The following is a 2,164-nucleotide window of genomic DNA, read 5'->3' on the forward strand; positions in this document are numbered from 1 at the left end:
TCGATACGAGACGTCAGTTTTCGTAATGCGGACATTCCAAAGCAGCCTGTCAGCATTCCACCCCCTTTTTGCCGTTGCAACGTGGGCGGGCGAAAGTCCGAACAGTCGACCATATTCCCGTGTGAGCTGCAGCCCGAAACAGCCGGGCCAGCTCAATTCAAAGTCGGGGTAGGGGGACGTTGAGGAACTTTTCTAGCTCCTCAATGCTCGTCATGACGTCCTCAAAGCTGGGGGCCGTGCCGAAAATCATCGCCGACATCCGCTCATAGTCGGCGGCGAGCTTATTGCGCATGTCCTCGGTCGGCACCAATCGAAAACTGCCCGGTACGGCGCGGTCATATCGATGATCGGGTGCCCGGAACATCAGTTCCTTATGCAGACGGCTCGCCTCGGCAAGCTCGAGCAAGGAGGCCGTGGCCCTTCCATAGTCGGGATGGGTCCATATCTGGTGAACGTCGTAATAGTGACGTGAGTAGCGATTGAGATCGGGGACGGGTCGTTCGGGGTTGCCTTCAAGGCTACGCTTTTCGCTCATTTCGGTCATTGCATGCAGGATCAAGACCTTTTCCCAGAAGGTCCGTTCTGGCTTCACGGTCATGACACCTTGCACGACCAGGTCTGTCCCCGCGCGCATTTCCGAGGCAAGATAGGGCTCGATCAGCCGGGGCTCGGCCGGGACGGGATCAGGTCGGGCGCCGCCTTCGATGCGCACTGCCGCTTCGACATAGCCGCCACTCGTATCGAAGACGCTCTTGTAGCGGAGGACCAGAATATCGAGCGCGTCCTTGTCACGATAGGCGTCGTATCCAAACTCGATTGAGAACAGTCCCTCTCGACCGCTGGCCGCTTCGACCTCGGTAATCTGCTTGCCCAGGAGGTCTCGCAGTGGCCCCGAAATATAGACCCGCGCCGCTTCGTCCACCTGATTTGCCAGCGTCTTCTGCTGCTGGTTGACCGAAGGCAGCGCGGCGATATCTGCCTCGAGGGGAACGCCTAGATCGGCCTTATAGATGCCGATGTCGATGTCCTCGGAAAAGCGCCGGATCAGGCCGTAGGCCTTGCTCAGGCTGGTGCCACCCTTGAAGTAAAGCCCGATCGGATCGCCCTGGCGACGGTTGAACAGGAAGTCCAGGATCCAGCAGACATAGAGGTCCTTTTCGACGTTCTCCGCCCGTGTTTCGAGACTCGCCGCAACGCTCGAAAAGAGCGCGATGCGCTCCTCGTCGGGGGAGCGAAGGATTTCAATGAACGCCTGATACATGCCGTCCCTCTGATTGGTCTGAACCCGAAGGGCCGTCCTCGGAACCCTCAACCGCAACGCTGCGCTCGATGTCGGTGATGACCGGGTACATCCAGGCGGGCAGCGCGCTGATATTCTCGCGCAGGTCCTTGAGGATCGCGTCCCGTTGGGTGCTCTTGGAAAGATGGCGGACGATGCCATTCAGGATGGTGCCGAGGCTTGATAGATCATCACGAAACCAGCCCAGCGCCTGGATCACGCGCATGGCCGGCCGTCCCGCCCAAAAGGCGGATTTGGCGGAGATGCGTTTAAAATCGAGGACATAGACGACCGGCGCGGTTGCTCGCGGGTCCCCGGCATTGGCTTCGATTGCTATCGTGCGAGGGTAGGTATCGGCATAGATCGTGGACCGCGCCGGCGTGGCCGTCGTGAGGCCAAGATCGTTGGCCGCCGTCATTCCGTCGACCAGCACGCGGAGTTTGTCACGCCGCGCGATCGCATCGACGAAGGATGCGCGTGGCGGAAACGCCATCTTCCCCGTCAGGCCGCTCTCACTTGGTTTGTCATAGAGTCCGCGATGGGGACGGCGAATTTGACCGCTGCTGGTGAGCCGTTGAAGCGCCTTTTCGACGGCGTTTGGCGTGCCGATATCGAGAAAGTCGGCGCGCGACCAGACCCCCGAGGGCGCGGCCTGGGCAATTCTGTCATAGATACGTTCAAGCGTGTCCGAACGGGGATCGGGCATTCAGGTCACCTCTGACCAAAGAATATATACAAACTTTGGTCAGTAGCAACGAGCTGACCAGAATTTATACCGAAACTTTGGTCAGTAATCCGCGGTCCCCTTTCGTCATTTGGCGAGACTGAGCGATCGACAGCTGACCGGCTCTGGCGCACACAGGCCGTCGTTTGGATTCGCATAAT

2 protein-coding genes are annotated in these 2,164 nt (G+C 59.2%); both read right to left on the reverse strand.

The window, feature by feature from the left end; translation table 11 throughout:
- Positions 1-157: 157 nt before the first annotated feature.
- Entirely contained in the window at positions 158-1,261 is a 1,104-nt protein-coding gene (locus BGO80_RS00030) for a nucleotidyl transferase AbiEii/AbiGii toxin family protein (RefSeq protein ID WP_286717839.1), read from the reverse strand.
- Positions 1,242-1,985: a DUF6088 family protein gene (locus tag BGO80_RS00035; protein ID WP_286717841.1), complete on the reverse strand. Its 744-nt coding sequence runs from the start codon at positions 1,983-1,985 to the stop codon at positions 1,242-1,244. The genes BGO80_RS00030 and BGO80_RS00035 overlap by 20 nt, the downstream gene beginning before the upstream one ends.
- Positions 1,986-2,164: the final 179 nt, after the last annotated feature.

It is taken from the genome of Devosia sp. 63-57, from assembly GCF_001899045.1.
Lineage (GTDB): Bacteria > Pseudomonadota > Alphaproteobacteria > Rhizobiales > Devosiaceae > Devosia > Devosia equisanguinis.

Bases quoted from the DNA above. Each gene is read 5' to 3' on its own strand.
- BGO80_RS00030 (WP_286717839.1), bottom strand. From the start codon at position 1,261: ATGTATCAGGCGTTCATTGAAATCCTTCGCTCCCCCGACGAGGAGCGC.
- BGO80_RS00035 (WP_286717841.1), bottom strand. From the start codon at position 1,985: ATGCCCGATCCCCGTTCGGACACGCTTGAACGTATCTATGACAGAATT.